Source organism: Pantoea sp. PvP021, from assembly GCF_054056055.1.
Map to the genome: position 1 here is coordinate 1,741,578 of NZ_JBSRXX010000001.1, position 24,902 is coordinate 1,766,479.

At 55.2% G+C, this 24,902-nt stretch carries 27 protein-coding genes, 1 other RNA gene and 1 other annotated feature; of the genes, 12 read left to right on the forward strand and 16 right to left on the reverse strand.

The genetic code is table 11. The features are described 5' to 3' along the window. Positions 1 to 55: 55 nt before the first annotated feature. The 6 genes from htpG to ACVKSX_RS08180 form a co-directional block, all read right to left on the reverse strand. Complete coding sequence (gene htpG / locus ACVKSX_RS08155; protein ID WP_029519428.1) at positions 56 to 1,930, reverse strand: molecular chaperone HtpG; 1,875 nt, start codon at positions 1,928 to 1,930, stop codon at positions 56 to 58. 97 nt (positions 1,931 to 2,027) lie between these two features. Further along, positions 2,028 to 2,633, reverse strand: coding sequence for a recombination mediator RecR (gene recR, locus ACVKSX_RS08160; protein WP_003850420.1), 606 nt, complete (start codon positions 2,631 to 2,633; stop codon positions 2,028 to 2,030). After that, positions 2,633 to 2,965, reverse strand: a complete 333-nt coding sequence (locus ACVKSX_RS08165) for a YbaB/EbfC family nucleoid-associated protein (protein ID WP_003850423.1) — start codon at positions 2,963 to 2,965, stop codon at positions 2,633 to 2,635. The genes recR and ACVKSX_RS08165 overlap by 1 nt, the downstream gene beginning before the upstream one ends. 55 nt (positions 2,966 to 3,020) lie before the next feature. Continuing rightward, positions 3,021 to 5,117, reverse strand: a complete 2,097-nt coding sequence (gene dnaX / locus ACVKSX_RS08170; RefSeq protein WP_033771084.1) for a DNA polymerase III subunit gamma/tau — start codon at positions 5,115 to 5,117, stop codon at positions 3,021 to 3,023. Next, positions 3,618 to 3,679: a sequence feature (DnaX frameshifting element), on the reverse strand. (Overlaps the previous gene by 62 nt.) A gap of 158 nt (positions 5,118 to 5,275) precedes the next feature. Beyond that, entirely contained in the window at positions 5,276 to 5,827 is a 552-nt protein-coding gene (gene apt / locus ACVKSX_RS08175) for an adenine phosphoribosyltransferase (protein ID WP_010671221.1), read from the reverse strand. 144 nt (positions 5,828 to 5,971) lie between these two features. Further along, on the reverse strand, positions 5,972 to 6,361 hold the full coding sequence (locus ACVKSX_RS08180) for a DUF454 family protein (RefSeq protein WP_010255914.1): 390 nt from the start codon (positions 6,359 to 6,361) through the stop codon (positions 5,972 to 5,974). 57 nt (positions 6,362 to 6,418) lie between these two features. On the opposite strand from ACVKSX_RS08180, the gene priC reads away from it, so the two are divergent. From priC to rsmS, 3 genes are read left to right on the forward strand one after another with little or no spacing between them, the layout of a single operon-like run. Continuing rightward, positions 6,419 to 6,940: a primosomal replication protein PriC gene (gene priC, locus ACVKSX_RS08185; RefSeq protein WP_010671220.1), complete on the forward strand. Its 522-nt coding sequence runs from the start codon at positions 6,419 to 6,421 to the stop codon at positions 6,938 to 6,940. A 57-nt stretch (positions 6,941 to 6,997) separates the two neighbouring features. Beyond that, the gene (locus ACVKSX_RS08190) at positions 6,998 to 7,243 is read left to right on the forward strand and encodes a GlsB/YeaQ/YmgE family stress response membrane protein (RefSeq protein ID WP_307380742.1); all 246 of its coding nucleotides are present in this window, start codon (positions 6,998 to 7,000) and stop codon (positions 7,241 to 7,243) included. Between the two features lie 8 nt (positions 7,244 to 7,251). Beyond that, positions 7,252 to 7,404, forward strand: coding sequence for a pleiotropic regulatory protein RsmS (rsmS, locus tag ACVKSX_RS08195; RefSeq protein WP_010255907.1), 153 nt, complete (start codon positions 7,252 to 7,254; stop codon positions 7,402 to 7,404). Here rsmS and acrR read toward each other — a convergent pair. Beyond that, entirely contained in the window at positions 7,401 to 8,039 is a 639-nt protein-coding gene (acrR, locus tag ACVKSX_RS08200) for a multidrug efflux transporter transcriptional repressor AcrR (RefSeq protein ID WP_010255906.1), read from the reverse strand. The genes rsmS and acrR overlap by 4 nt on opposite strands. Positions 8,040 to 8,181: 142 nt before the next feature. On the opposite strand from acrR, the gene ACVKSX_RS08205 reads away from it, so the two are divergent. The 4 genes from ACVKSX_RS08205 (at position 8,182) to ykgO (ending at position 13,116) form a co-directional block, all read left to right on the forward strand. Next, on the forward strand, positions 8,182 to 9,375 hold the full coding sequence (locus tag ACVKSX_RS08205; RefSeq protein WP_010255904.1) for an efflux RND transporter periplasmic adaptor subunit: 1,194 nt from the start codon (positions 8,182 to 8,184) through the stop codon (positions 9,373 to 9,375). Between the two features lie 16 nt (positions 9,376 to 9,391). Further along, complete coding sequence (locus ACVKSX_RS08210) at positions 9,392 to 12,547, forward strand: multidrug efflux RND transporter permease subunit AcrB (protein ID WP_010255902.1); 3,156 nt, start codon at positions 9,392 to 9,394, stop codon at positions 12,545 to 12,547. 162 nt (positions 12,548 to 12,709) lie between these two features. Continuing rightward, positions 12,710 to 12,964, forward strand: a complete 255-nt coding sequence (locus tag ACVKSX_RS08215) for a type B 50S ribosomal protein L31 (RefSeq protein WP_010671219.1) — start codon at positions 12,710 to 12,712, stop codon at positions 12,962 to 12,964. Between the two features lie 11 nt (positions 12,965 to 12,975). Beyond that, the gene (ykgO, locus tag ACVKSX_RS08220) at positions 12,976 to 13,116 is read left to right on the forward strand and encodes a type B 50S ribosomal protein L36 (protein ID WP_010255896.1); all 141 of its coding nucleotides are present in this window, start codon (positions 12,976 to 12,978) and stop codon (positions 13,114 to 13,116) included. 45 nt (positions 13,117 to 13,161) lie between these two features. On the opposite strand, the gene ACVKSX_RS08225 is transcribed toward ykgO, so the two are convergent. The 3 genes from ACVKSX_RS08225 to ACVKSX_RS08235 are packed head-to-tail and all read right to left on the reverse strand — an operon-like array spanning position 13,162 to position 15,560. Further along, complete coding sequence (locus ACVKSX_RS08225) at positions 13,162 to 14,040, reverse strand: metal ABC transporter substrate-binding protein (RefSeq protein ID WP_287060029.1); 879 nt, start codon at positions 14,038 to 14,040, stop codon at positions 13,162 to 13,164. Between the two features lie 15 nt (positions 14,041 to 14,055). After that, complete coding sequence (locus tag ACVKSX_RS08230) at positions 14,056 to 14,895, reverse strand: metal ABC transporter permease (protein WP_010671217.1); 840 nt, start codon at positions 14,893 to 14,895, stop codon at positions 14,056 to 14,058. Continuing rightward, the gene (locus ACVKSX_RS08235) at positions 14,892 to 15,560 is read right to left on the reverse strand and encodes a metal ABC transporter ATP-binding protein (protein WP_033766689.1); all 669 of its coding nucleotides are present in this window, start codon (positions 15,558 to 15,560) and stop codon (positions 14,892 to 14,894) included. The genes ACVKSX_RS08230 and ACVKSX_RS08235 overlap by 4 nt, the downstream gene beginning before the upstream one ends. A gap of 341 nt (positions 15,561 to 15,901) precedes the next feature. Between ACVKSX_RS08235 and ACVKSX_RS08240 the strand changes: the two genes are divergently transcribed. The 3 genes from ACVKSX_RS08240 (at position 15,902) to ACVKSX_RS08250 (ending at position 17,020) form a co-directional block, all read left to right on the forward strand. Continuing rightward, entirely contained in the window at positions 15,902 to 16,255 is a 354-nt protein-coding gene (locus ACVKSX_RS08240) for a hypothetical protein (protein ID WP_010255885.1), read from the forward strand. A 147-nt stretch (positions 16,256 to 16,402) separates the two neighbouring features. Beyond that, positions 16,403 to 16,780, forward strand: coding sequence for an Hha toxicity modulator TomB (tomB, locus tag ACVKSX_RS08245; RefSeq protein ID WP_003850455.1), 378 nt, complete (start codon positions 16,403 to 16,405; stop codon positions 16,778 to 16,780). 24 nt (positions 16,781 to 16,804) lie between these two features. Further along, entirely contained in the window at positions 16,805 to 17,020 is a 216-nt protein-coding gene (locus tag ACVKSX_RS08250) for an HHA domain-containing protein (RefSeq protein WP_003850458.1), read from the forward strand. A 134-nt stretch (positions 17,021 to 17,154) separates the two neighbouring features. Here the strand turns inward: ACVKSX_RS08250 and ffs are convergent. Beyond that, positions 17,155 to 17,251, reverse strand: an RNA gene (gene ffs, locus ACVKSX_RS08255) — signal recognition particle sRNA small type. 175 nt (positions 17,252 to 17,426) lie between these two features. Here ffs and ACVKSX_RS08260 point away from each other — a divergent pair. After that, positions 17,427 to 17,738, forward strand: coding sequence for an MGMT family protein (locus ACVKSX_RS08260; protein WP_033756781.1), 312 nt, complete (start codon positions 17,427 to 17,429; stop codon positions 17,736 to 17,738). Positions 17,739 to 17,777: 39 nt separating this feature from the next. Here the strand turns inward: ACVKSX_RS08260 and ACVKSX_RS08265 are convergent, their stop codons facing one another. Continuing rightward, positions 17,778 to 18,335: a YbaY family lipoprotein gene (locus tag ACVKSX_RS08265; protein ID WP_010255881.1), complete on the reverse strand. Its 558-nt coding sequence runs from the start codon at positions 18,333 to 18,335 to the stop codon at positions 17,778 to 17,780. Between the two features lie 190 nt (positions 18,336 to 18,525). Between ACVKSX_RS08265 and tesB the strand changes: the two genes are divergently transcribed. Further along, a complete protein-coding gene (gene tesB, locus ACVKSX_RS08270) occupies positions 18,526 to 19,389 on the forward strand; it encodes an acyl-CoA thioesterase II (protein WP_010255880.1) in 864 nt (287 codons plus the stop codon). Positions 19,390 to 19,439: 50 nt separating this feature from the next. Here the strand turns inward: tesB and amtB are convergent, their stop codons facing one another. From amtB to ACVKSX_RS08290, 4 genes are all read right to left on the reverse strand, one after another. After that, the gene (amtB, locus tag ACVKSX_RS08275; protein WP_010255877.1) at positions 19,440 to 20,726 is read right to left on the reverse strand and encodes an ammonium transporter AmtB; all 1,287 of its coding nucleotides are present in this window, start codon (positions 20,724 to 20,726) and stop codon (positions 19,440 to 19,442) included. A gap of 34 nt (positions 20,727 to 20,760) precedes the next feature. Then, entirely contained in the window at positions 20,761 to 21,099 is a 339-nt protein-coding gene (gene glnK, locus ACVKSX_RS08280; protein WP_003850469.1) for a P-II family nitrogen regulator, read from the reverse strand. 257 nt (positions 21,100 to 21,356) lie between these two features. After that, positions 21,357 to 23,132 (reverse strand): SmdB family multidrug efflux ABC transporter permease/ATP-binding protein, encoded by a 1,776-nt coding sequence (locus ACVKSX_RS08285; protein ID WP_010255871.1) that lies wholly within the window; start codon positions 23,130 to 23,132, stop codon positions 21,357 to 21,359. Continuing rightward, positions 23,125 to 24,894 carry a SmdA family multidrug ABC transporter permease/ATP-binding protein gene (locus tag ACVKSX_RS08290; RefSeq protein WP_010255867.1) on the reverse strand — a complete coding sequence of 590 codons (1,770 nt, stop codon included), beginning with the start codon at positions 24,892 to 24,894 and terminating at the stop codon, positions 23,125 to 23,127. The genes ACVKSX_RS08285 and ACVKSX_RS08290 overlap by 8 nt, the downstream gene beginning before the upstream one ends. Positions 24,895 to 24,902 lie beyond the last annotated feature (8 nt).

The window sequence follows — 24,902 nt, forward strand, 5'->3', positions numbered from 1 at the left end:
ATGCTGTGGCTTTATCAGCCGTCTGAGGCCGGTGAAAACCACCGGCCTGTTGCCGTTATGCGGTCAGCAACTGGTTCATGCGGCGGATAAACTGGTTAGGATCGTCCAGCGTGCCGCGCTCGGCCAGCAAGGCCTGATCCAGCAGCAGCTCAATCCACTCACCGAAGCGTGCTTCATCCTGCGTATCCGCAACACGTTTCACCAGCGGATGATCCGGGTTGATTTCGAACAGGTACTTCACTTCCGGCACTTCCTGTCCGGCCGCGGCAAACAGCTTCGCCATCTGCGTGGTCATCTCGTTGGCGTCGGTGGTGACAATCGCCGGAGTATCGGTCAGGCGATGCGTCAGACGCACCTCTTTCACACGTTCGCCCAGCAGAGTTTTCACCCGCTCAACAAAAGGCTCCAGCGCTTTTTCCGCCTCTTTCTGCTCTTCGGTCTCTTCATCCGCCAGCTTGCTCAGCGATTCATCCGCTTTGCTGACTGACTGGAAGGTTTTACCATCGAACTCAGTGAGATAGCTCATCATCCATTCGTCGATGCGATCGGAGAGCAGCAGCACCTCAATGCCTTTTTTGCGGAACAGTTCCAGATGCGGGCTGCTCTTCGCGGCGGCATAGCTGTCAGCGGTGATGTAGTAAATCTTCTCCTGACCTTCCACCATGCGGCTGACGTAATCTTCCAGCGAAATGGTCTGTGCCGAACCTTCGCTCTGAGTGGTGGCGAAACGCAGCAGCTTAGCGATCGTCTCCTGGTTAGCGTGATCTTCCGCCGGGCCCTCTTTCAGCACCAGACCAAACTCATTCCAGAAGGTCTGGTATTTCTCGTTGTCATCTTTTGCCAGTTTTTCCAGCATCTGCAGGGTACGCTTCGTCAGCGCGGCGCGCAGACTCTGGGTCACGCGGCTATCCTGCAGGATCTCACGGGAGACGTTCAGCGGCAGATCGTTGGAGTCAATCAGGCCACGCACAAAGCGCAGATAGTTCGGCATAAACTGCTCAGCGTCATCCATGATAAAGACGCGCTGCACGTAGAGTTTCAGGCCATGTTTCTGATCGCGGTTCCACATATCGAATGGCGCACGCGCCGGAATGTAGAGCAGGCTGGTATATTCCTGCTTACCTTCCACCCGATTGTGGCTCCAGGCGACCGGATCGCTGTAATCGTGGGCGATATGCTTGTAGAACTCGTTGTACTCTTCGTCGCTGATCTCAGATTTGTTGCGGGTCCACAGCGCCTGGGCTTTGTTAATCTTCTCCCAGTGTGTCCCTTCGCCTTCTTCATCTTTGCTTTCGATCTCAACCGGCAGTGCGATGTGATCGGAATATTTGCTGATGATGTTGCGCACGCGCCATGCATCCAGGAACTCATCCTCGCCTTCGCGCAGATGCAGGGTGATCTCGGTACCGCGATCGGCTTTCTCAATTTCAGCCAGGGTATATTCGCCCTCGCCTGCGGATTCCCAGAACACGCCTTCTTCGGCTGACGCGCCCGCGGCACGGGTACGCACAGTGACTTTATCCGCCACGATGAATGCAGAATAGAAACCGACACCGAACTGACCAATCAGCTGGCTATCTTTCGCCTGATCGGAGCCCAGGGATTCAAGGAAAGATTTGGTGCCTGACTTGGCGATAGTCCCGAGGTTCTCAATGACCTCATCGCGACGCATACCGATACCGTTGTCGCTGAGCGTAATGGTACGGTTGTCCTTATCAACAGAGAGACGAACGTGCAGCTCGCCATCACCTTCATACAGGCTGGAATCTGACAGGGCACGGAAGCGCAGTTTGTCTGCCGCATCCGAGGCGTTGGAGATCAGCTCACGCAGGAAAATTTCTTTGTTTGAATAGAGAGAATGGATCATCAGGTGCAGAAGTTGTTTTACTTCCGACTGAAAGCCACGGGTCTCTTGTCCTTTCATGGTCATTGCTACCTCAACAAAACAGGTTGAACAAACGTTGAGGTTGATGTGGGGGTGACAGGGAGATTTTCAAGCCGGTGTCTGTCACAACACCGGCAAGTGATTAAAATTTAAACTTCTGGCGGCCCGCCAGTGAATGGGACAGCGTGGTGCCATCAACCATCTCCAGCTCACCGCCCACCGGTACGCCGTGCGCGATACGGCTGGCGTCGACGCCATACTGACCACAGAGTTCCGCGATGTAGTTCGCGGTCGCCTCGCCTTCCACCGTTGGGTTGGTGGCGAGGATCACTTCCTGCAGGGTTTCACTCTCCAGTCGCTGCTCCAGACGATCCAGGCCAATATCAGCCGGACCGATGCCGTCGAGCGGCGAGAGATGTCCCATCAGCACAAAGTAGCGACCGCCAAACTGGCCGGTTTGCTCAATGGCGTGAATATCCGCCGGGCTTTCCACCACGCAGATTTGACCATTCTGCTGACGCCGTGGATTGGCGCAGATGGTGCAAATTTCCTGCTCGGTAAATGTCCGGCAATCGGCGCAGTGTCCGATCTCCGACATCGCCCGGGTCAGCGCCTGCGCCAGCCGCATGCCACCGCTGCGATCGCGCTGCAGCAGCTGAAACGCCATGCGCTGCGCCGACTTCGGCCCAACGCCAGGCAGACAGCGCAGCGACTCCATCAAAGATTCAAGCAGTGGACTGGTTTGCATCAGAACGGCATCTTAAAGCCTGGTGGCAGCTGCATGCCTGAAGAGACAGAAGCCATCTTCTCTTTCTGGGTTTCATCAATGCGACGTGCCGCATCGTTGAACGCGGCTGCAATCAGATCTTCCAGCATATCTTTGTCATCTTCCAGCAGGCTGGGATCGACTTCCACGCGACGGCAGTTGTGCGCGCCGTTAATGGTGACTTTTACCAGGCCAGCACCAGACTCACCGGTCACTTCAATCGCGGCAATCTCTTCCTGAACCTTGGCCATTTTGTCCTGCATCTGCTGGGCCTGTTTCATCAGGTTGCCCAATCCGCCTTTACCACCAAACATAGTTTTCTCTCTCAGCTGAGGCTACAACGCTATCGTTAAGATAGCAGCAGCGTGTTCAAACAGGTCGGATACTCTCCTCATCCAGATCGGCATCAAAAAAGCGCTGCAGCGTCTGGATGTGGGTATCACAGGTGATCGACTGACGCGCCTGCGCCAGTTTCTCTTCGTAAATGGCCTGACGCCATTCAAGTGGCGTCAACACCGATGAATTATCGTCTTCAACTACCGAGAGTTCAACTCTCTGCCCGGCATGCTGACTCAGCGCATCGCTTAATACCTGCTGCGCCGACGGTGAATTAAGGTGACGCTGGCTGCTACGCAAATGCAGGCAGACCCCAGTTTCGGTGGTCTCTTTCCAGGCATTTAACGCCAGCTGCTGCACCAGTTTCGGCAGCGGCAGGATCGCAATCTCTGCGGCCCAGGGATCGCGCTGCTGCGCTTCTTCGGCCAGACGCGCCGCCAGCTCAGGGGTTTTCTCATGCTCCAGCGCAGAACGCAAGGCCTTTGGCGTCGCCACCGGCTCCGCCACTTCCACCGGCTGATTAACCGCTTTCCAGCGGTACGCTTCCTCTTTTACCGGGGCGGCAGGCTCGCGATCGCGGATACGCTGCTGACTGCGCTCGGTGACCGAGGCCAGCCGCTCCAGCGCGGAGTTGGCCGGCCGCGCACCTGGCGCTGCCGGCTCACGCTTTTTTGGCTTGTTCGCTCCCTGACGCAACAACTGAGTGCGCGCCTGCAGGAGCTGACTGGTGGAACTGGAGAGTGCGGTGTCAGGTGTGACATCTGGCGACGGCGAATGCTGCGGTGCAGCATCGGGCGCGGCCATCTGCGGCTGAGCAGCAACCTGCTGCTGCGTCTGCTCCGGCATCTGCTGTTGAGTCTGCTGCGCGACGGGCGACGCGGTGTGCGACGGCGGCGCAGCGGCAGGTGACGGTGAGGCTGGCTGTGCTGCCGGTTGCCGTGCTAACGGCGATGGCCCGGATGCTGCCGGTGATGTCTGCGCAGGGGCGACAGGCGCCGTCTGCTGAGTTAATGCGGGACGCGCAATGGGTTCAGCTACGGCAGCTTTAGGATGAAACGCCAGTGCACGCAGCAGCGTCATCTCCACACCCATGCGACGATCGGGCGCAATCGGCAGATCCTTGCGGCCCATCAACAGAGTCTGATAATAGAGTTGCAGATCGGCGGGCGGCACCACCCGCGCCAGTTCACGCAAGCGAAGGGCGTTACTCTCATCATCGTCATTAAGCGAGGTCGGCAGCAGTTGCACCATCGCAATCTGGTGCAGCAGGCGCAGCATTTCTACCAGCAGCGCTTCCCATTCCACACCCCGTGACGCGGCCTGGCTCAACAGATTCATCACCTGCTGACCGTCACCGTCGACCAGCGCTTCCAGCAGCCCCAGCGGCTGTTCATCATCCAGCGTGCCGAGCATGACGCTGACCGTACTGCTGGTCACCGCGCCCTGCCCCATGGCGATGGCCTGGTCGGTAAGGCTCAGCGCATCGCGCATACTGCCATCGGCAGCCCGCGCCAGCAGCTGCAGCGCCCGGGTTTCACTCTCAATCTGTTCCTGCTTCAGAACATGCTCAAGCTGCTGACGGATTTGATCGACATCCAGCGCTTTGAGGTGGAACTGCAGGCAGCGCGAGAGAATGGTCACCGGCAGTTTCTGCGGATCGGTGGTCGCCAGCAGGAATTTAACGTGTGAAGGGGGCTCTTCCAGCGTCTTTAACAGCGCATTGAAGCTGTGACGCGACAGCATATGCACTTCATCGATCAGATAGACTTTGAAGCGGCCACGCGCCGGGGCGTACTGCACGTTGTCGAGCAGATCGCGGGTATCTTCAACTTTGGTACGCGATGCGGCGTCAATCTCAATCAGATCGACAAAGCGGCCCTGCTCAATTTCACGGCAGTTATCACACTGACCACAGGGGGTGGCAGTGATACCGGTTTCGCAGTTAAGGCCTTTGGCCAGCAGACGCGCAATAGTGGTTTTCCCTACTCCGCGGGTGCCGGAGAAGAGATAAGCATGATGGATGCGTCCCAGAGACAATCCATTCGCCAGCGCCGTCAGAACATGTTCCTGACCGACAACATCAGCAAAAGCCTGGGGACGCCATTTTCGCGCAAGTACCTGATAGCTCATGTGGAGTTCGACGAAGTTGGATGGAAAGATGAGCGCAGACGCTCTGCAACCCCTGTATAAGATTGCAGTAGTCTATCAGCTACGCTTTTGGCTGGCACTCGTTATCTTGACGCCGAAGGCGTGACGGCCTCGCCGGGTGGCAAGGCCGAAAGAGTGGCTTAGTGGCCGGGGAATTTAACCAGGCTGTAGCTCTCAACGCCCATGGCATTAAGACGCGTTTCTCCGGTCAGATCGAACAGATTAATAATGAAAGCCGCGTCTTTAACTTCACCACCTGCACGACGAATCAGTTTAACGGTCGCTTCAATCGTCCCGCCGGTCGCCAGCAGGTCGTCAACCACCAGCACCAGATCGCCTGGCTGGATGGCATCTTTGTGCAATTCCAGCTTATCGGTGCCGTACTCCAGCTCATAGGATTCGCTGTAGACTTCACGGGGCAGTTTGCCGGGCTTACGCACCGGAACAAAACCGACGCCGAGGCCTAACGCCACCGGTGCACCAAACAGGAAACCACGCGCTTCCGTCCCCACCACCTTAGTGATGCCTTTATTACGGTAACGCTCAACCAGCAGCGCAATCGAAGCGGCATAGGCTTTGGGATCTTCCAGCAGGCTGGTGACATCGCGGAACAGGATGCCTGGCTTAGGATAATCGGGAATGCTTTTAATGCTGTTTTTAATGAATTCAAGCTGCTGCGCAGTGTCGGTCATAATGATACGCCTGGTAAAAAATTCTGTTTCGCGCAGCTTCAAAAGCGCTAATACCTGATAACAGGCTCAGCGGAAGTCAATTCACAAAGGGAAGCCACGCACGAAGACGCCCAAATCTAAGCAAATGACCGGCTAAATGCAACTTTATCGCGGCGGCGGCGGTGCGTCCGCTGCTTCTGCCACCACCGGAATACGCCACATAAACAGCAGCAGCGCCGCCAGCATGATCAGCAGCATGATGCGTACCCAGAGCTGATGCACCAGGAAGAGTGAGAGACTAAAGGTGGCGACGATCAGGCAGATAGCGCGTACTTTAGCCCCTGGCGGCATCGCGCGATGCTGCTGCCAGTGACGCAGATAGCGGCCAAATGGCGATTTCCACAGCAGCCAGTGATGAAAACGCGGCGATGAACGGGCAAAACACCAGGCCGCCAGCAGCATGAATGGCGTGGTAGGTAATAAAGGTAATACAATGCCCAGCGTCCCCAGCACAATCGCCAGCCAGCCGAGGGTTAATAACAGAATGCGTTGCATGAATGCCGCCCAACTCTTTCCTCATCAGCGTACGTTAGCACAATTGAGCGTGACGCGATGAGTGCGATCGCCATACAACAGCGTCTGCAACAGCTCCTTATCGCCCTGCGGCAGGAACTCGCCTGCCATTCAGATGGGGTTTGCCGTCTGCCACGTTTTGATACTCAGCTGTTTCGCACCAAAGGCACGCGGCTGGCTGATTACCTGCTGGAAGTGGAACAGAATTTTGCCCGGCTCTGCGACAGCAGCCACGATCTGGCCCGTAGTGCGTGGCTGGCTGAACGCCTGGTCGATCAGATTGCCGCCCTGCAACGCGAGGCGAGTACGCAACAGCTGCGTACCCGACGCGAACAGCCCATCAGGAACCCACGCGCCGCAAAATATCAGGAGTACCGTGAATTTGAACGGCGTTTACTGGCAATGATCGATCAGCGTGAGCAGCGCCTGGCGCTGGCCGAAACGCTGGCGGTACAGCATCAGCTGAAACAGGATCTGGAAACGTTAGAGCAGCGACTGGCACGCTGTCGGCAGGCGATTCGCTCTGTCGAATGGGCCTCTTCGTTGCGCGGCAGCGAATAAAGCGCAGCGTGACAAAAGCGCTCCTATACTGGGTGTGATTCGGCGCGGAGAAGAACCATGGCTTTACTTGTGTGGCTGTTAAGCGGTTTACTGCTGGGGTTGCTGAAGCGTCTGCTGATGCCGGGACCACCGGGCGGCCTGGTTGCTACCCTGACGCTGTCGATGATCGGTGCACTGATTGGCGGCTATATCTCCACCTATTTTGAACTGGGCACCCTGGCAACGCTGCATATTGGCGCACTGGGCATGGCGATTCTCGGTGCATTAGTGATGCTGCTGGTCGCGGCCCGACTACGTATTTAGGAGAAGAGATGTCACTGGAAAATGCCCCTGACGACGTCAAACTGGCAGTTGATCTGATTCAACTACTGGAAGAGCATCAACTGCCGGTAGAAACCGTGCTCTCAGCGCTGGCCATGGTGCAGCGCGATTTCGAAAACAAGCGTGATCGCCCATCGGCTTAGTGGTGGGCAGTCAGCGTCGGACTGAGGCGCAGCATATCGATAAAGGCATTGACCAGCGTCGGCGCGTCTCCGGCTAAATCAAAACTGTCCGGCGCAAACAGCCAGCTTTCCATCATACCGTTGACGTAACCGCGCAGGATAAGAGCGGCCTGACGCGTGCTGAGACTGCCCGGAAGTTGTCCGGCTTCGATACACTGGCGCAGCACATCTTCAATTTTGTCGTAGCACTCCAGCAGTAAGCTCTGCTGCATATTCTTCAGCGCCGACATTTCGCCCACAAATTCACATTTGTGGAAAATGATCTCCATCAAGGCGCGGCGCTGCGGATCCTTTGCTGTCGCGTCAAAGATATAGACCAGCATCGCTCGCAACACAGAGAGTGGATCGCCAGGGTATTTTGTCTGATACTCAAGTTCCACATCGTCCAGACCAGCATCACAACGAAGCCATATTTCATGTAATACATCGGCTTTATTTTTGAAGTGCCAGTAGATGGCCCCTCGCGTGACGCTGGCAGCGGTTGCAATATCCGCCAGAGAAGTGGCTGAAACGCCCTGCTGCGAAAACAGAACAATGGCGGCATCAAGAATTTGATGTCGCGTTTCAAGTGCTTGCGCTTTGGTTTTTCGTGCCATAAGGGGCTTTTTTTACAAACAGGTAAGTTTACATACATTTGCGAATGTATGTACCATAGCATGACCTGCGACTTGACACAGCAATGGGTTTTTCAGTTTGTGATCCATTGACCAATTGATATCGGACACTAGAGGTTTATTTATGAATAAAATCAGAGGATTATCGCCTCTGGCGGCCGTCCTGATGCTATCAGGCAGCTTTTTGTTAACAGGATGTGACAACAATAAATCCGAACAAGCCGCCCAGCAACCGCCAGCAGTGGGGGTTGTAACACTGAAAACTGAACCCCTGAAAATCTCGACTGAATTACCTGGCCGCACCTCGGCATATCGTGTCGCCGAAGTCCGTCCGCAGGTTTCCGGTATCATTCTGAAGCGTAACTTTGTTGAAGGCAGCGATGTCAAAGCGGGTCAGTCTCTTTATCAGATCGATCCTGCTACCTATCAGGCCGCCTATGACAGCGCCAAAGGTGACTTAACTCAGGCGCAGGCCAATGCACGCATCGCTCAGCTGACCGTCAAACGTTATAAGCCTTTACTCGGCACCAAATATATCAGTCAGCAGGATTACGACACCGCCGTTGCCACGGCCGCGCAAAACGATGCTGCGGTTCAGGTAGCAAAAGCCAATGTAGAAACGGCCCGCATTAACCTGGCTTATACCAAAGTCACCTCGCCTATCAGTGGCCGCATCGGCAAATCGTCAGTAACGGAAGGTGCGCTGGTACAAAACGCACAAACCACCGCCCTGGCCACTGTGCAGCAACTTGACCCGATGTATGTCGACGTTACCCAGTCGAGCGAAGATTTCATGCGCTTACGTTCAGAACTGGAGTCGGGTCAGCTGAAGCAGAACGATGGCAAAGCCAACGTGACCCTGCTGATGCAGAACGGCAACAGCTATCCACAGACAGGTACGCTGGAGTTCTCTGACGTTACCGTTGATGAAACCACGGGTTCTATCACCCTGCGCGCCATTGTCCCGAACCCGAACCATGCGCTGTTACCGGGCATGTTTGTTCGCGCTCGTCTGGATGAAGGTACCAATCCTAATGCGTTGCTGGTTCCGCAACAGGCGGTAGCCCGTACCCCAACGGGTCAGGCAACGGTCATGGTGGTAGGTGCAGATAACAAAGTGGAAGCTCGTCAGGTCACCACCTCTCAGGCGATTGGCGACAAGTGGTTAGTCACCGACGGTGTTAAAGCGGGTGAACGTGTGATCAGCACGGGTCTGCAGCGAGCCAAGCCGGGCGCACAGGTTACCCCACAAGAAGTCTCAGACGATGCGAAAGCGGCACCCGATTCAAAGCCGCAGTCTGACAAGTCATCGTCATAACAGGAGCCGTTGATTCATGGCTAAGTTCTTTATCGATCGGCCCATCTTTGCGTGGGTGCTCGCCATCATCATTATGCTGGTCGGTGCGCTATCGATTCTCAAACTTCCGATTGAGCAATATCCCAATGTTGCACCGCCGGCGATTGAGATTCAGGCCACCTACCCTGGTGCAGATGCTAAAACGCTGCAGGACTCGGTGACCCAGGTCATCGAACAAAATATGAACGGCATTGATGGACTGATGTATATGTCCTCAAGCAGCGACTCATCCGGTACGCTGACCCTGACGATCTCCTTTGAGTCAGGAACAGATGCCGATATCGCGCAGGTTCAGGTGCAGAACAAACTGCAGCTGGCGACGCCGCTGTTACCGCAGGAAGTACAGCAACAGGGGATTCAGGTTAAGAAATCTTCCAGTAGCTTCCTGATGGTAGCGGGCTTCATCAGCGACGATGACAATATGACGCAGAATGATATTTCTGACTTTATTTCATCGTCCATCAAAGACCCGATCAGCCGTACCAAAGGCGTGGGTGATACCCAGGTATTTGGTGCGCAGTACGCGATGCGTATCTGGATGGATCCGCACAAGCTGAACAACTACAACCTGACGCCGGTTGATGTTATCAGCGCCCTGAATACGCAGAACACCCAGGTTGCTGCCGGTCAGTTGGGCGGTACGCCTCCGGTTCCGGGACAGCAGCTTAACGCCTCGATCATTGCGCAAACCCGTCTCACCTCTACCGATGAATTCGGCAAAATCCTGCTGAAAGTGAATGAAGATGGTTCTCAGGTTCGTCTGCGTGATGTGGCAAGGATTGAACTTGGCGCGGAAAACTACGAAATTGTTGCCCGTTATAACGGCAAGCCTGCATCCGGTATCGGTATCAAGCTGGCCACCGGTGCGAATGCGCTGGATACCGCCAATGCGGTGAAAGAAGAACTGGCCAAATTGCAGCCGACGTTCCCGGCCGGTTTGAAAGTGGTCTATCCGTATGACACCACGCCTTTCGTTAAGATCTCGATTTTCGAAGTGGTGAAAACGCTGATCGAAGCGATCGTGCTGGTGTTCCTGGTCATGTATCTGTTTCTGCAGAACTTCCGCGCCACGCTCATTCCTACCATCGCGGTCCCTGTGGTATTGCTGGGTACGTTTGCCGTTATCAGCGCTTTTGGCTATTCGATAAACACCCTGACGATGTTCGGGATGGTGCTGGCCATCGGCTTGCTGGTGGATGACGCCATCGTGGTGGTCGAGAACGTTGAGCGCGTAATGGCGGAAGAGGGATTACCGCCAAAAGAAGCGACTAAGCGTTCTATGGAGCAGATCCAGGGCGCACTGGTCGGTATCGCGCTGGTGCTGGCTGCCGTATTTATTCCGATGGCGTTCTTTGGTGGTTCGACCGGTGTTATCTACCGTCAGTTCTCCATCACTATCGTTTCGGCAATGGCGCTGTCGGTGCTGGTCGCCTTTATTCTGACGCCGGCACTCTGTGCCACCATGCTGAAACCGATTAAAAAAGGCGAGCACGGTAAAACCACCGGTTTCTTCGGCTGGTTCAACCGCATGTTCGACAAAAGCACCAACCACTATGTGGATGGTGTGGGTCACATGGTTCGCAGTACGGGTCGCTATATGGTGATCTATCTGGTGATCGTGGTCGGTATGGCGTTTCTGTTTGTGCGCCTGCCCTCTTCATTCTTACCGGAAGAGGATCAGGGTCTGCTGCTGGCTCAGGCGCAGCTGCCTGCTGGTGCAACCCAGGAACGTACGCAGAAAGTGCTGGATCAGGTGACGGATTACTTCCTGACCCAGGAGAAAGACACGGTTAAATCGGTGTTTACCGTTAACGGCTTCGGCTTTGCCGGTCGTGGACAGAACACCGGTATCGCCTTCGTCAGTCTCAAGCCGTGGGATGAGCGTACCGGCAGCGACATGAAAGTACCGGCGATTGCTGGCCGTGCCATGCAGGCGCTGGGCGCGATCAAAGATGCAATGGTCATTCCTTTCAACCTGCCAGCCATTATTGAACTGGGTAACGCGACCGGCTTCGACTTTGAGCTGATCGACCAGAATAACCTTGGCCACGATAAGCTGACGGAAGCGCGTAATCAGCTGTTCGGCATGATTGCCCAGCATCCTGATACGCTGGTTGGCGTCCGTCCTAACGGGATGGAAGATACGCCGCAGTACAAGCTGACGATCGATCAGGAGAAAGCACAGGCGCTGGGCGTATCACTGAGTGATATCAACACCACGCTGGCAGCTTCCTGGGGCGGTTCCTACGTCAATGACTTCATTGACCGCGGTCGCGTGAAGAAAGTTTACGTCATGGGTAAAGCGGACGCCCGCATGCTGCCGGACGACATTGGTAAATGGTACGTGCGCAACAGCAGCGGAACCATGGTGCCCTTCTCTGCCTTCTCGTCAGCGAAATGGCAATATGGTTCACCGCGCCTTGAGCGTTACAACGGTCTGCCTGCGATGGAAATCCTGGGACAGGCTGCGCCAGGCAAAAGCTCGGGTGCGGCAATGGACCTGATGGAAGAGCTGGCGGCGAAACTGCCTGCCGGTATCGGCTATGACTGGACCGGTATGTCCTATCAGGAACGCTTGTCAGGCAACCAGGCCCCTGCGCTCTATGCTATCTCGCTGATTGTGGTCTTCCTGTGTCTCGCCGCACTGTACGAGAGCTGGTCGATTCCATTCTCGGTTATGCTGGTTGTCCCGCTCGGGGTCATTGGTGCACTGATCTTTACCACCCTGCGTGGCCTGAGTAATGACGTCTACTTCGTAGTGGGGTTACTGACAACCATCGGCCTCTCCACCAAGAACGCCATCCTTATCGTCGAATTTGCTAAAGATTTGATGGATAAAGAGGGTAAAGGGCTGATTGAAGCTGCGCTGGAAGCGTGCCGTATGCGTCTGCGTCCTATCCTGATGACGTCACTGGCGTTTATTCTCGGGGTACTGCCGCTGGCGATCAGTACCGGTGCCGGTTCCGGTTCGCAAAACGCCGTAGGTACCGGTGTTATCGGTGGTATGGTCACCGCGACCATACTGGCGATCTTCTTCGTTCCTGTCTTCTTTGTGGTGGTACGCCGCCGCTTTGGCAAGAAAAAAGAAGAGTCAGCGAACAGTCATCCGGTTGAGCATAACCAGACTCACTAAGCTGTAAATCATCTGAGGCCGCGCAAGCGGCCTTTTTTTATGCCTGCGATTCAGCCCTTCTCACTTCCTGACCCTTTGCTTTTCCTGTCTCACGGACAGTTGCAATCCTGGCCTGTGCATCGCATAATATTGTTATAGTATAACATTACATAGGTGTGCATTATGAAAGCGAATATTCATCCTCACTATCGTCACGTGGTCTTCCATGACACATCGGCTGATGTCTGGTTCAAAATCGGATCAACCATCAAAACCGATCGCACCGTGGAGTTCGAAGGCGAAACGCTGCCCTACGTCACCCTGGATGTGTCGTCTGCCTCACATGTGTTTTACACCGGCAAACAGAAAGATTTTGCCAAAGAGGGCAGCACCGCGCGCTTTAACCAGCGTTTCGGGCGCTTTCTTGGAAAGAAATAGAGGAGAGGATCATGCAGGTATTAAGCTCGCTGCGTTCAGCAAAAAATCGCCATCGGGATTGTAAAGTGGTCCGCCGCAAAGGCCGTATTTACGTGATCTGTAAATCGAACCCGCGGTTTAAAGCAGTTCAGGGAAGAAAGAAAAAACGCTAGTTTGTGTCGTGATGACTGGCCGGGCTTGCCCGGCCTTTTTTATGCTTAGTGCATGCTCTTCAGCATCGCATTCACGTTGTGTTTAAAAGCCGCCTGATAGGTGGCTGCCGGGCCAGAGGCCGTGGATAACGCTTCCGGGTAGAGCTCACCACCCGGCTCAGCCCCGGTGGCGCTGGCAATCTGTTTTACCAGACGCGGGTCGGTCTGGTTCTCGATGAAATAGCGGTTGATGTGCTGCTGCTTCAGCTGGGTGATTAAATTACCCACGTTGCTGGCACTCGCTTCCGCCTCAGTAGAGAACCCTACCGGCGCCAGGAAAGTCACGCCATATCGCTGTCCAAAGTAACCAAACGCATCATGACTGGTCAGCACTTTACGCTTATCGGCTGGCACAGCGTCAAAGGCGGTTTTTGCCCAGCGATCCAGCGCCTGCAGTTGCTGAATGTAATTCTGTCCACGCTGACGAATGGCCGGAGCATCTTCAGGATCGGCTTTGACCAGCGCATTCATCACGTTGGTCGCGTAGATAACGCCGTTCTGCATGCTGTTCCAGGCGTGAGGATCGGTAACGGTTTTACCCTCCTCCTCCATGCTGCGAGTGGTGACACCGGTTGAGGCGACAACGGGCTGACCGCGATACCCTGAGGCGCTGACCAGCCGATCCATCCACCCTTCCAGTCCCAGTCCGCTGACAAACACCACATCGGCCTTCGCCAGCGCCTGACTGTCCTGCGGTGTCGGTTCAAAAGTATGAGGATCGCCATTCGGCCCCACCAGGCTTTTAACCTTTACATGATCGCCGCCGACCTGCTTAGCGATGTCAGCCAGCACGGTAAAGCTCGCCACGACATCCACCGTTTTGGCCATCGCCAGAGGCGTGGCAAACAGCGCAGCGAGCGCCAGGCTAACCGGTAATTTTTTCATAGATACCCCTTAAGATTAATGGCGGCGTAAAATTCCGCCGCACGGCCCTGTAAGAATGGAGAAAAAAAACAGCATGGCGGCGCTCAGCACCACAGCGGGACCCGCCGGCAATGAGAAGTGCCAGGAGAGCATCAGCCCGGCCAGCGACGAAATCATTGCCATGAAAATGGCGATAACCAGCATCGCGGCGAGATGGCGACTCCAGAAGCGGGCGCTGGCGGCGGGCAACATCATTAAACCCACTGACATCAGGGTGCCCAGCACCTGAAAACCCGCCACCAGATTCAGCACCACCAGCATTAAAAACAGACCATGCACCAGCGGCGCGCTCCATTTTCCCTGCGCACGCAGGAAGTCGCCGTCAAATGCATCGATGACCAGCGGACGATAGATCACCGCCAGCAGAATCAGCGTAAAGGCAGCGATGCCGCCCACCAGCAACAGCGCTGCGTTGTCTACAGCCAGCAGCGAGCCAAACAGAACGTGCAGCAGATCCACACTTGAGCCGCGTAATGAAACCAGCGTGACGCCCAGCGCCAGTGAACCCAGATAGAACCCGGCAAAACTGGCATCCTCTTTCAGCGGCGTGTAGCGACTGACCGCGCCAGAGAGCAGCGCCACGGCTAAACCAGCGATCAGGCCGCCAACACCCATCGCGACCAGTGACAATCCGGAGATCAGATAGCCAATGGCGGCACCGGGCAGCACCGCGTGTGATAAGGCATCGCCAATCAGGCTCATACGTCGCAGGGAGAGGAATACCCCGAGCGGCGTGGCGCTGACGGCCAGCGCCAGACAGGCCACCAGCGCGCGTCGCATAAAACCAAACTCAATAAAGGGTTGAATCAGGGTCACGGCGCACGACTCCCCAGAGAGGAAGCAGGCAGGCAGGTGCAGTTAACCTCACGTTCATCCATCGACATCACGTTACTGAAGTAGCGCGCCACCAGCGGACGATCGTGCAGCACCACCAGCAGGGTTGTTCCGGCCTGCTGTTGCTGCTCAAGGATCGACATCAGTAGCGTCACCGTCTGGCTGTCAATGCCGTTAAATGGCTCATCCAGAAGCCAGAGCTGGCTGCGCTGCAGCATCAGCCGCGCAAACAATACCCGCTGCAGTTGTCCACCGGATAACGTCGCGGGCTGCGCATCCGCATAATCACTCATCTGAACCGCTTCCAGCGCCTGCCAGATCTCCCGACGCAGTATCCGGTTAATGCCGCCAAACCAGCCGCAGCGTGGCCAGCAGCCAATAGAGACCAGTTCAAATACCGTCAGGGGAAAGCGGGTCTCAAGTTCGGTGCGCTGCGGCAACCAGCCGATATCCCGGCGTGCAACCTGCAGCTCGCAGCGCCCGGCTATCGGTGGCAGTAAGCCAGCAATGGTTTTTAACAGGGTTGATTTGCCGCTACCGTTCGCGCCGACCAGCGCAGTCATCGAGCCTGCTGCGAGCTGGCCGGTAATAGCCGGGGTCACAACCTGTCCCTGGTAGCCCGCGCGAAGTGCGTTAAACAGGATCATGTGCTGATCCCCCATTTTATTGCCACAGCAAGCAGCGTGATAAATAGCAGTACTACTCCCAGCCGCCCGCCCAGTGACATAAGTAGTCCACTCTGACGCATTACTTCACCATAATGTTATAACATAACAGTAAAGATACCTGATGTTGCTCTCTGTTGAATGTGGGATTGTGTATCAAAAGATAAATATCAGCTGCACACACTGGCAGACCCGCGCTGGCGGTAAGGCCTGCGGCTGCGTCTGGCAAATCTCAGAAACTGAGAGTTTTGTGCTCAACTGACTTGCAAACCAGTTGCAGAAAACCAATGATAGGTTTATTAACGGTTATAAGTGGAACAGATATGCTGTCACGCATTGAATGTGATATTGCCGCGGGTGAATCGGACTGCGCAAAAATAGCAGAGATTGTTCAGCGGAATATTCTCAAAATAACCGATTTGCTGGTAGGGGATTTACGCTGGTACTCACAAAATGCCCGGTTAGTTCCAGGCAGTTTAAAAATCATTTCGGTTGAATACCAGGATCTGAATAGTTTTAAATTACTTTACGATTTTGACTGGAATTTATTTAGTCCCTGCCTGGATCTAAATGAAACCGTGACGCAGTCAGAACAGGTAAACTTTCACATTAAGCCCGGTGCACTTGAGTTTGATGTGATCGACAATGAGCAACCCTCCCCTGGCGATGAATTGTAATATTTAGTAATGGAGGTGAGCAGAACTAATGGTTTTACACTATCTTTAAGGTATCCCGTTTAATAACTGCCCGAATAATCGCTTCCTGGCCGCGTGATCTTCTCTCGCCGCCCTGCGGCAACTGTGCTAGCTATGGAGGGGAAAAAGATGGACGAATACTCACCGAAACGGCATGATATTGCCCAGCTTAAATACCTTTGTGAGAGTCTGTTTGACGACAGCATGGCAACATTAACCGACAGTCATCATGGCTGGGTTAATGATCCCACTTCTGAAAGCAATCTACAGCTTAACGATTTGATTGAGCATATCGCCTCTTTCACCATGAATTACAAAATTAAGCACGTTGAAGATGAAGCGCTGATTTCGCAAATCGATGAATATCTTGATGATACTTTTATGCTATTCAGCAATTATGGTGTCAATAGTCCGGATCTTCAGCGGTGGCAACGTTCAGCAAAACGCTTATTTAATCTGTTCACTGAAGAGTGCGCTTTTCTCCAGCAACCGAGCCATTCATTATAGTAAAGACATGAGAACGGTTTATTTATGAACAAAACCCTGACTAAAACCGATTATTTGATGCGACTGCGGCGCTGCCGCTCTCTTGATACCCTGGAAAGGGTGATTGAAAAAAATAAGTATGAATTACCGGAAGATGAATTAGCGGTATTTTACTCAGCAGCTGACCATCGCCTGGCGGAACTGACGATGAACAAGCTCTACGATAAAGTCCCGGGTTCAGTATGGAAATTTGTCCGTTAATCTGATCGCTTACAGCTCAGTTTTACCCCAATAAAGTACCGGATAATCCTGCCTGCCGGCAAAGGATCGGCCCAGGCGGGTTTTGCCTGTCTGCAGCTTAGGGGGAGAATATCGAAGGGACAAAGTGGTGGGGGCCCTGCCAGCTACATCCCGGCACACGCGTCACCTGCTACGGCTGCTTCCTTCCGGATCTGACCGAGTTCACAAGCTAGCATTGCGGGAGAACCAACAGGGCCCCCATTGACAAGCCCTCTTTACGAGAGCGGGGGCATTATCTGGGAAGGAGGTGGCAATTGCAAGCGTAGTCGGGACAACCGTTGTTTTCTTGAACAACCACCGCTTTTACGCTTTCTCCGCCTTTTCCCCGTGCTAAAGTTAAAACCCTTTTTCCTGATGAAATAAGTACATGAATCAGCCAGACACTTTCCAGCAACGCATCTGGCAAATTGTTGCCGCTATTCCGGCTGGCCGCGTCACCACCTATGGCGATGTGGCGCTACTGGCCGGTTCTCCGCGCGCGGCGCGTCAGGTCGGTGGCGTGCTGAGCCGCTTACCCGAGGGCACTACCCTTCCCTGGCATCGCGTCGTAAACCGACACGGCACAATTTCTCTTCAGGGTGACCGTCTGTTGCGGCAGCGGGATGCACTGGAGGCGGAAGGCATAGAGGTGAGTGACGACGGACAGCTCGATCTCGAGACTTATCGCTGGCGAGTTTAGACAGGGAAAAAAGGGCGACTATGTCGCCCCGAAAAGAGTTTACAGACGGGTTGGAGCAGGAACCGCAGCAGACGGCGTCACCTGAGTCGGTGAGGTCGAAGGAACGGTGGTCGCTGCGCCCGGCTGGGTTGGCATCGCCATAGACGGTACCGGTACCAGCAGCAGCTCTGCTTTGGTGCCACCCTGGTTAATCACCGGCTTCACGCCTTCAGTGATAAAGGCCAGCTTACCGTCGATTGAGATGGCTGCGCTTAACAGAATGCGTGCATCAGGCTTGATGTCGGCTGGGTTAAACGGCAGCACGAACTGGAACGGTGCCTGTTTGCCTTCGGTTCGCACCACGCGCTGCGACAGCACTTTTGATGGTGCATCGGCGACGGACGCATCAGAGAGCGTCACGGTTAATACCGCATCCGGCGGCAGCGCAATGCGCTGGCGGATAAAGACTGAACCACTTACGTTAGGCTGCGCAATCGCCGCCGTCTGTCCTGCAACTGCAGAACCCAGAGTTGGCGTTGGCACGGGTTTACTCTTGTCGGCGCATCCTACAACAGCAACCGCCATAACTACTCCACTGAACACATGCCTGAGTTTCATTGATGTCGTCTCCATTTGATCAAAATGATTGTCGGCAGCGAATCCTGCTTACAGCGCTTCACTCGCCGTATGTCCTTAATGTTGGCACAAAAATGAAATTTTGCCTGGCACCGACAATGTAGAAAGTCTGATTGACGTCAACTGGTCCGATCTTTCACACTGAGCAGGTCACTATATTGAGGAATGCGCCATGAGTCAGGCACTGCAAAATCTGCTGAATTTATTAAATCTGGAAAAACTGGAAGAGGGTTTATATCGCGGCCAGAGCGAAGATATTGGCCTTCGTCAGGTGTTTGGCGGTCAGGTGGTGGGTCAGGCGCTGTATGCCGCAAAGCAAACCGTGGCGGAAGATCGCATTATTCACTCTTTTCACAGCTATTTTTTGCGGCCCGGCGATAGTCAGAAAGCGATTATTTATGATGTTGAAACGTTGCGTGATGGCAAAAGTTTCAGTGCCCGGCGGGTCAGTGCCATTCAGAATGGGCAGCCGATTTTTTATATGACCGCCTCGTTCCAGTCACCGGAAAGCGGCTTTGAACATCAGAATCCGATGCCACAGGTGGCGGGGCCAGAGAATCTGTTAACTGAACAGGCGATGGCGCAGAAAATGGCGCATCTGCTGCCAGAAAAGCTACGTGAAAAATTCATTGCTGAGCGTCCGCTGGAGATCCGCCCGGTACAGATTCACAATCCTCTCCGGGGCCATGTGGATAAGCCGGAGCGCCAGGTCTGGATCCGTGCCACCGGCCCACTGCCCGACGATTTGCGTATCCATCAGTATCTGCTCGGCTATGCTTCCGATCTCAATTTCCTGCCGGTCGCGCTCCAGCCGCACGGCAAAGGCTTTTTAGAGCCGGACATGCAGGTCGCCACTATCGACCACTCAATGTGGTTCCACCGCCCGTTCGACTTCAGTGAATGGCTGCTCTATAGCGTGGTCAGTACTTCGGCGTCAGGCGCACGGGGTTTTGTCCGGGGCGAGTTCTACAATCAGCAGGGTGTGCTGGTGGCCTCAACGGTTCAGGAAGGGGTGATGCGTCAGCGCAGCGAATAAAAAAAGGGGGCGATTACTCGCCCCCGGTTGATCTTTTCACTGCCCATCCGTTACTGGTTGTAAGCATTCTCGCCGTGGCTGTTTACATCCAGACCTTCACGCTCATGCTCTTCCGGAACGCGCAGACCGACAATCAAATCAGCCAGCTTGAAGCCGATGAAGGCGACAACGCCCGACCAGACGATAGTCAGGCCCACGCTGAAGAGCTGTACCCAGACCTGATGGCCCATGGTGACCCCCTCTGCGTAGCCTACGCCGCCCAGTGAAGAGGAGGCAAACACGCCAGTCAGGATACAGCCGACAATGCCGCACACGCCATGCACGCCGAACACATCGCAGGGATCATCCACGCGCAGCCATTTTTTCAGGGTGGTCACGCCCCACAGTCCCGCCAGTCCGCCGACCAGGCCGATGATTAATGCACCGCCGACGCCGACGTAACCACAGGCAGGCGTAATCGCTACTAATCCGGCAATAAAGCCTGAACAGGCACCCAGCAGCGAAGGCTTACCACGTACCGCCCACTCGCCAAAGGTCCATGACAACACGGCGCCCGCTGTGGCGACAACGGTGTTCAGGAAGGCCAGCGCCGCGATTTCGTTTGCTGCAGAAGCAGAACCGGCGTTGAAACCGAACCAGCCGACATACAGAATGGCGGTGCCGGTGAATACCATTGGCAGGTTGTGTGGTTTGAAGGCCTCTTTACCAAAGCCGGCACGTTTGCCCACCAGATAAGCGCCCACCAGACCGGCGACAGCGGCGTTAATATGCACCACGGTGCCGCCAGCAAAGTCCAGCGCGCCATCCTGTGCCAGGAAACCGCCAGCCCACACCATGTGTGCAATAGGCAGGTAAGCCAGGGTCAGCCAGACGCCGACAAAAATCAGTACGGCAGAGAAACGGATGCGTTCTGCGATAGCACCAACAATCAGGCCCACCGTGATACAGGCAAACGAGGCCTGGAACGCGACATGAATATATTGATAGAAGCTGCCCATGACGGCGGTCAGCTGAATGTTTTTCAGCATCACCCAGTTAAAGCTGCCAAAGAATGCGTTGCCTTCACTGAACGCCAGTGAATAGCCGTAAACCATCCACAATACGCAGACCAGTGAGAAGGTGACGGCAACCTGGGTCAGCATCGACAGCACGTTTTTACCGCGAATCAAACCACCGTAAAACAGCGCGATACCTGGAATTGACATAAACAGCACCAGCGCGGTGCAAATCATCATAAATGCGTTATCAGCCTTGTCCGCAACGGCAGGCGCAGCCATTGCGAGTGAGGGTAACAGTGCCAGGCTGGTGAGGCCCAACTTAGCGAAAATTTTATTCATTTTTATTCCATCCCATCACAGTACTGAGTCTTTATTACAGAGCGGCTTCGTCGGTCTCGCCGGTACGAATACGGATGACGCGCTGCAGTTCAGCTACGAAAATTTTACCGTCGCCAATTTTGCCGGTGTAAGCCGCTTTACTGATGACATCCACCACTTCGTCTAACTGATCGTCGGCAATAGCGATATCAATTTTGACCTTAGGCAGGAAGTTCACGCTGTACTCTGCGCCACGATAAAGCTCTGCATGGCCCTTCTGACGGCCAAAACCTTTCACTTCGGAGACGGTCAGTCCCTGAATGCCGATAGAGGATAAAGCTTCACGTACATCCTCCAGCTTGAATGGCTTAATTACGACGGTAACCAGCTTCATTGGATCCCCTCCAGCGAGTAAATAGGTAACGTTTACGGACACGCAGGGATATAAGCAAAGCCTGTGCCAGAGTGTGAAAATGACGGTAATACGTTGTTCAGGCGAGACGCGACAAGGGATGCTTTAAAGAGGATGGGAAACAGAGAGGCCGTACAGGGGAAATTGCAGCGGAGGGCTGCACTCCTTTGGTGCTTCAGGCGTCAAAGGAGTGCATTTATACAGATTAATCTGATAAAGGTGCGCAAAAAAGGTGCAACTCAGCCTTCAGTTGTTACAGCGACGCCCGATACCAGATCTTCACCTGCCTGCTGCAGCTGATACATCTGCCAGTAACGTCCCTGCATCGCCAGCAGTTGCTGATGCGTACCCTGCTCAACCACACGACCACGATGCAGCACAAGAATCTTGTCTGCTTCAATAATCGTTGAGAGGCGGTGAGCAATCACCACCAGCGTGCTGTGCTGGCGCAGCGTCTCAAGCGTCTGCTGAATAGCCTGCTCGGTGCCGGAATCAATATTGGCCGTCGCTTCGTCGAGGATCAGTATCTGCGGCAAATCAACCAGCACCCGGGCCAGTGCCAGCAGCTGTTTCTGCCCGACCGACAGATTATTGCCCTGCTCGCCCAGCCGGGTATGTATTCCCTCCGGCAACGCATGCGCCAGCGGAGCCAGCTGCACCTGTTCCAGCACCGTCCAGACGGCCTCTTCGCTGATGTCGCGTCCCAGCCGCACATTCGCCAGCAGCGTATCGGCCAGCACCACCGGATCCTGCTGCACCATCGCGATACCGCGCCGCAGCACGGCATGGCTCAGGTTGCTGATGGGTCGATCATCAATGCGGATCTCGCCACGCGTTACCGGGTAGTAACCCATTAACAGGTTCGCCAGCGTGCTTTTACCGCTGCCGGTATGTCCCACCAGCGCCACAAACTCGCGTGGGGCAACCTCAAGATTGATATCACTGAGCACATCGCGGTTTTCACGGTAGGCAAAGCTCAGATTGTTCAGGGTGATACGACCTGAAGCCAGCGGTTGCTGATCGGCACCATACTGCTGCTGTGCAGCATCCATCAGTTCGAAAATACGCTCACCTGAAACTACCGCCTGCTGCAGCATTGATTGCTGAGTGGTCAGCTCAATCAGCGGCTCATTCAGACGCCCCAGATAGGTAATAAAGGCATAGAGTACCCCCACTTCAAACACGCCAGGCATCGAGAAACTAAACAGGATCAGCAGCCCACACAACACCATCGCTGAAAACAGGCTCAACAGCGGACGCAGCAGAAAACCATCCAGACGCAGCGTTTCCATTCGCGCCAGATAGTGAGAGCGGCTCGCTTCGCCCATTCGCTCACCAAATCGCGCCTGCTGACGAAACTGCTGGATCACGCTCATACCGCTGATCACTTCGTTAAAGCCATTATTGATGTCTGCCAGATAGCTGCGAACCCGACGGGCAATGGGCGTGCTGTAACGCTGATAGATGAACATCACCACCAGTACCAGCGGGAAGATCATCATCGCCACCAGCGCCATGCGCCAGTCAAGGCTGAACATCGCCACCATCATGGCGCCGACCAGTGCGGCACTGCGCAACACGGTTGAAACCACCGTGACGTAGAGATCGCGGATCACTTCGGTGTCGTTAGTCACGCGTGAAATAATCTGCCCGACCGGCTGGGTATCAAAGGCACTCAGCGGCTGACAGAGTGCGGCATTCATCACGTCACTGCGTAACCGCTGTACCACGCCGATAGCGGCTCGGTTAAACAACAGCGCCTGCCAGTAGTGCAGCCCGGCGGCCAGCAGCTGTAGCAGGATAAAACTGACCACCAGTCCGGCGACCACTCCCCAGGGCATCTGATGTTTCGCCACCAGGTTGTCGATAAAATAGCTGACCAGCACCGGTCCGGTCACTTCCGCCGCGGCAGCGATCCACAGCATCCCTACCGCCAGCGACAGGGATTTACGCCACGGCTTACCGTAGCTCAGCAGACGCTTCAGGGTAGGCCACAAGCGTGCAGACTTAGCCATGCGGCACTCCTTTCTCATTTTCATCATCATCCAGCGCCGCTTCCAGTTGCTGGTAACGGTACATGTCCCGATACCAGCCAGCACTGCCGGTCAGGGCGTCGTGGTCACCCCGCTGCGCCACTCTGCCCTGCTGCAGGACCAGGATTTCACTGGCTTCCGTCAGTGCCGATAAGCGGTGCGCGCTGATAATCAGCGTGCGTCCCTGCCCCCAGATGCGCAGGTTATGCAGGATTTCGTGTTCGGTACGGCCATCCACCGCAGAAAGCGCGTCGTCCAGAATCAGGATTTCCGCATTCAGCAGCAGCGCCCGGGCAATCGAAAGACGCTGCTTCTGTCCACCCGACAGCATCACACCGCGCTCCCCGACTTCCGTTTCATAGCCCTGCGGCAGACGCAGGATATCGTCATGAACGCAGGCCAGCGTGGCGGCATGCTCAATCTCCTGCTGGGTTGCGCCCGGTTTCCCCAGCGCAATATTGTTCGCCACGCTGTCTGAGAACAGGAACGGTGTCTGGCTGACCACGGCCAGACGGCTGCGCCAGCTATCCAGCCGCAACTGCGGCAGCGGGATCTGGTGATAACGGATGTCGCCCTGCTGAATATCAAAGTGGCGCTGAATCAGGCTAAGCAGCGTACTTTTGCCACTGCCGGTTGGTCCGCACAGCCCCAGCATCTCGCCGGGTTTCAGCTGGAAGCTGACATCGCTTAAGACCGGACCCACGCTGGCCGGATAGTTAAAGGCACGAATCGCGACCTGCAGCGTGCCCGGTTCAGATGGCAGTGACTTATCGCCATCTTCCACCGCTGGCGCTTCCGCCAGCAGCGCGCCGATGCGGCTCCAGGCGGCGCTGCCGCGTTCAACAATATTAAACATCCACGCCAGCGCCAGCATCGGCCAGATCATCAGGCCGAGATACATCACAAAGCTGGTGAGCTGCCCCAGCGTCATCTCTCCATGCCAGACCAGCCAGCTGCCGCCACCAATCGCCAGCAGGTTTGAGAAGCCGATAGCGATATAGATAGTGGGGTCGAAACGGGCATCGACCCGCGCCACGCGCAGGTTTTTTTCACCGGTATCGCGGGCGATATCGGAAAATTGCTGCGACTGATGCTGTTCAAGGCCAAAGGATTTAATCATCCGGATGCTGGTCAGGCTCTCCTGCGTCTGATCGTTGAGACTGGAGAAGGCGGCCTGTGCCAGCTTAAAGCGATGGTGCAGTTGATTACCGTAGCGATGGATCACGATGGCCATAATGGGCATCGGCACCAGCGCAAGCAGCGTCAGCTGCCAGCTGATCTGCGTGCTCATTACCAGCAGCACCACGCAGCCCATGACCAGCGAGTCGACCAGCGTCAGAACCCCTTCTCCGGCCGCAAACACCACCCGATCCACGTCGTTGGTGGCGCGCGCAATCAGGTCGCCGGTGCGGTGACGCAGATAAAATGCCGGTTGCTGACGACTCAGCTGGCGATAGAAATCTTCGCGCAGCTCAACCGCCAGCTGGTAGGAGGCACCAAACAGCAGCACGCGCCAGACATAGCGCAGCAGATAGACCACCACCGCCGTTGCCAGCATGATCCCAATCCACATCATGATGCGGCTGGTGCTCATGTTGTCACGCGTCACGCCATCGACAATCACCCCGACCACATGCGGTGGCAGCAGCTGCAGAATAGCAATAACAATCAGCAGGAGGACCGCGCCCAGATAGCGCCGCCACTCCCGCAGAAAATACCAACTTAATTGACTGAATAATCGCACAACGCTGC